The 4,372-nt window shown below is 32.5% G+C and carries 4 protein-coding genes; all 4 read right to left on the reverse strand.

Annotation, left to right across the window (positions count from 1 at the left end; all coding sequences use genetic code 11):
- Nucleotides 1-1,731, reverse strand: a 1,731-nt coding sequence (htpG, locus tag ACZQCL_RS02850) for a molecular chaperone HtpG (RefSeq protein ID WP_482481801.1), incomplete at its 3' end; no start/stop codon positions are given.
- 154 nt (nt 1,732-1,885) lie between these two features.
- Nucleotides 1,886-2,689 (reverse strand): YdcF family protein, encoded by an 804-nt coding sequence (locus tag ACZQCL_RS02855; RefSeq protein WP_482481802.1) that lies wholly within the window; start codon nt 2,687-2,689, stop codon nt 1,886-1,888.
- Between the two features lie 235 nt (nt 2,690-2,924).
- A complete protein-coding gene (locus ACZQCL_RS02860; RefSeq protein WP_227993976.1) occupies nt 2,925-3,446 on the reverse strand; it encodes a GNAT family N-acetyltransferase in 522 nt (173 codons plus the stop codon).
- 29 nt (nt 3,447-3,475) lie between these two features.
- Nucleotides 3,476-4,108, reverse strand: a complete 633-nt coding sequence (locus ACZQCL_RS02865) for a GyrI-like domain-containing protein (protein WP_337618400.1) — start codon at nt 4,106-4,108, stop codon at nt 3,476-3,478.
- Nucleotides 4,109-4,372 lie beyond the last annotated feature (264 nt).

A 4,372-nucleotide genomic window follows, 5' to 3' on the forward strand; every position in this document is an offset into this window, starting at 1 on the left:
CAAAATACGCGTTGCCTTCATAGGCATTGGACTTTGGTTAGGCATATTTGCGAAGACCTTTTCCATCTCAAAAGAAATACCTTCGCCAGCCGTTAAGCATACTGGATCCTCTGTCAATTTATTTGACAATTTCACTTCAGCAACCTCATCGCCTAAAGCTTCTTTCATAAATGTCAATAAATCTTTATTTTCTTCTTTTGATTTATTTAAAGCTTCCTTTTCTTCCTCAGAATCTAAATCTAAATCTCCTTGAGCTGCATTTCTGAACGTCTTTTCTTTGTAGTTCATCAATGTCTGCATCACAAATTCATCCACTTCATCTGTTAAATAAAGAACTTCAAATTCTTTATTCTTCAATGTTTGAACAACTGGCATCTTATCAATCAATTCAACATCTTTACCAGATACAAAGTAAATGTCTTTTTGATCCTCTTTCATACGAGAAACATATTCACTTAAAGTAACATATTTCTTTTCTCTTGAAGAGTAGAACAACAATAAATCTTGGAATTTTTCTTTATCCATACCATAGTTGTTGTAGACACCAAACTTCAAGTTTACACCAAATTCTTCAAAGAATTTTTCATATGCTTCACGATCTTTGGCAAGCATATTTCCAAGTTCATTCAATACTTTCTTTTCAATACGACCCGCAATCAATTTTAATTGATGATCATGTTGAAGCATTTCACGAGAAATATTTAAAGATAAATCTTGAGAATCCACTAGACCTTTCACAAAGCGCAATGAGTCTGGCAACAATTCTTCGGCATGATCCATAATGAATACGCCTCTACAATAGAGTTGAAGACCTTTCTTGTAGTCTTGAGAATAGAATCCTTGAGGTAAGTGTGATGGGATATAAAGCAATGCTGTAAAGCTTGTATTTCCCTCTACACTAAAATGAATCACTTTTTGAGGATCTTGGTAGTCATAGAAATGATCTTTGTAGAATTGATTGTATTCTTCATCTGTAATCTTCGATTTTTGACGTTTCCATAAAGGAACCATTGAGTTTAAAGTCTGATCTTCAACCACTGTTTCATATTCAGGCTTTTCACTTTCCTCAGTACCCTCTTTCATCTTCTGAGTTTCTACATTCATCTTGATTGGATAACGAATATAGTCTGAATATTTCTTAATCAATTCTTTTAACTCATATGTCTCTAAATATTGAGAATATTTTTCTTCATCTGTATCTTCTTTTAAAGTTAAAATGATTGTTGTACCATTTGTTTCCTTTGTACAAGGTGTGATTTCATAACCATCTTCACCAGCACTTACCCATTCATAAGCTTCATCACTACCTGCTTTTTTCGTAATAACACGAACATCTTTTGCGACCATAAATGCAGAATAGAATCCAACACCAAATTGACCAATGATATCGACATCTTCATTGTTGTTTTCTTCTTTTTTCTTCATTTCCTCTTTAAAAGCCAAAGAACCACTCTTCGCAATTGTACCCAAGTTTTCCTCTAACTCTTCCTTTGACATACCAATACCAGTGTCCGAAATTGTTAAAGTACGAGCTTCCTTATTTGGTTCTATACGAATCTCAAATTGGCTTGCATCTGCATGACCTTGACTTTCATAATAATATTTATCAATCGCATCACTCGCATTCGATACAAGCTCACGTAAGAAGATTTCCTTGTGTGTATAAATGGAATTGATCATCAAATCCAATAAACGTTTTGACTCCGCTTTAAACTGTTTTTTCTTAGCCATAATACCACTCCTTCATTAGCACTCTATTATTTTGCCTGCTAATACTATACAACACCTTTTTAGCAGTGTCAACACCTGTGTGCTAAACGCAAAAAAAGAATTCGACTAAACGAATTCTTAGCTTCTTTACACATTTTTCAAATAATACTGTTAACTATTTTTTAATTACTTTTGATGCATACAATGGATTGGCTTCTCTTGTTTCACTTCCAAAAACTAACTTCAATTCTTCAAAAGCTATCATAACATTTTCAGGTATATCCACATGTGCAATATAATTCTTTCCATTCGGACCATAGCCATTCGCATCATCTGAAAGTCTAGGAATTTCTCCCATCAACAAGTTGACATATCTATTAATTGACCACATGCCATGTATATTATCTTCAAAAACCAAATCTTCATCCTGATTCAATACTTTAGCACAATAAGTAGCATAATTAATGATTGTCACATCCTCCTTGACATATTTTTTTAATCCTGCCGCCATACGCCTTTGCATAGAAGCATCCTGACTTAGAATGATACTTTTAAACGAAATATTGTTTTCTTTCAATAAATCCAAAAGATACGTAATATTATTGCCACAATTTGTAGACTTTGTTTCAAGATAATCCGCCATGCATCCATATACATGTTTAATATACTTTTGAAATATTTCTGCTTCTGACAAATCCGTTATCTCAATATCCGGATATTCTAAATGAACAACCTGACGCAGTGTATCTGTTGTATGTCCTGCTCCACCAACAATAATATATTTTTTCGCAACAAAGTTTTTAATTCCACTAGCTAAAACATCGCCACCCTCAAGAATACTTCCACCAAATAGAACCATCACATCCACCTGATGAATTCCATATCGATTAAACAATTCTTCTTGATTTAACGCATCAATATCTCTTGTTCCCAAAAACTTTGCGAGTATATTTATATTTTCTGCAACATTACAATCCATACATGCTCTTCCTTTCAAAACCATCTACAATATCAAACTGGAAGTTATCGAAGATAAATCTCACAATATTCGAAAATAGCATACCACTGAATCACAAAAAATGCAGTGAACTTTCGCTATCAAACCACACTTTTTACAACGATCTTTTGTTGTACATCTACACTTTTTACAACGAACTTTGCGAATTCGGCCTTTAAAATATATCAGCCATAAGTATGCAAACAGGAATTTACATTTACAACATGATCCAATATCTTTGTATTAGCTTACCCTCTTTTAAAACTTCGTTTTCTAATACTCCGCCATTATTGATAATTGATTTGACAGAACCAATGTTGTCTTTATCACAAACCAATAAAACTTTATCCATACCAAGTTTCTTGCATTCTTCTAAAGCCAAGCTGATCATTTTGGTTGCGTAACCTTTTCTTCTTTCGCTTGGTCTTATACCATCTCCAATATGACCACCATATTTCAATAAATATTCATTTAAGTAATGTCTGATATTAACAGCACCAACCATGGTATCCCGGTCTTCATCTAAGCAAAAGAAAGTAGAATCAGGAACAAACCCATCATCCGCAGTTGATATTTCTAAATTATTTAGATAATATTCAAAATCATCATAATCATTTTTAAATATAGCCCATGGCGAAGTATTTGCGTTATGGGTATCGTTATACGATTTCCATTCTTTAATCATTTCTATAATTTGATTTTTGTATTGCAAACTGCCTTTCATTAATTTTAATGCCATGAATTTATTCCCTCCAAATTCCAATTTATCTAAATCTTTCTTATAGGATGTCGAATGACTGTTTTCCATTTTTCCGGTGCAACCTTTCTTGCATCCGACAAATATATTTCATGATGTAGTCTTTGACTATTCATATCATTCGCATATCCATTTTGTTTTAAATATTCATCCATAAGTGCAACTGTAGCTAGTTCATCATCAAAAGATCCTAAGTGCATGATTTGAACACATAAACCTTCATCAATCGTCAAAAACTCTGCCGATGAACAATCTATTTTTTTCTTTTTAGTTGCTGTTTCAATAGCCCATTCAAAATCTTTTTCATTTACAAAATCAGGCAAACGAATGACTGAAATCCAATGAAATGAATCTTTATCTGCATAGTTTACACCATCTATATCATCCTGCCACCAAAATCCTTCTAATGGTGGAACTACATATTCAAAGAATCCTTCAATTTTATAATCTGTTTTGTAACTCATTCTCAAAGTATAAGCAATCGCATACAATACGCCAATTGCCTGCTGATATGCTCCACCTTCTTCATTTGGATTGCCCTCACCTCTGACCGCAATGTAATTTGCTTCAGGAACATTTACAATCACAGGTTTATTTTTAGGCATATAAAATTCTTTATATTCTTTCTTAAAATCAAAAGCCATAATTACTCCTTAAATTTGGTTTTATCTATTTTTTAAAGTATACCATTAAATATGAAAACTATACAAAAAGACTGATCTCTCAGCCTGGTATTTATAGATACGCTTTGTCTTAATCTATACGATCATAAACTATAATTTATTCGCTTATTTGTATTTCTTCTTAAGATTAATACTCAATATTATTGCAACAACTGATGAAATAATTAATCCTGCAACTAATGAAAATATCCAAAGATTATTTTCGTTAAAAAGAAGAATAACGGA

The sequence above is a fragment of the Holdemanella sp. genome, assembly GCF_056804935.1.

Bases quoted from the DNA above. Each gene is read 5' to 3' on its own strand.
- ACZQCL_RS02855 (WP_482481802.1), bottom strand. From the start codon at position 2,689: ATGGATTGTAATGTTGCAGAAAATATAAATATACTCGCAAAGTTTTTG.
- ACZQCL_RS02865 (WP_337618400.1), bottom strand. From the start codon at position 4,108: ATGGCTTTTGATTTTAAGAAAGAATATAAAGAATTTTATATGCCTAAA.
- ACZQCL_RS02860 (WP_227993976.1), bottom strand. From the start codon at position 3,446: ATGGCATTAAAATTAATGAAAGGCAGTTTGCAATACAAAAATCAAATT.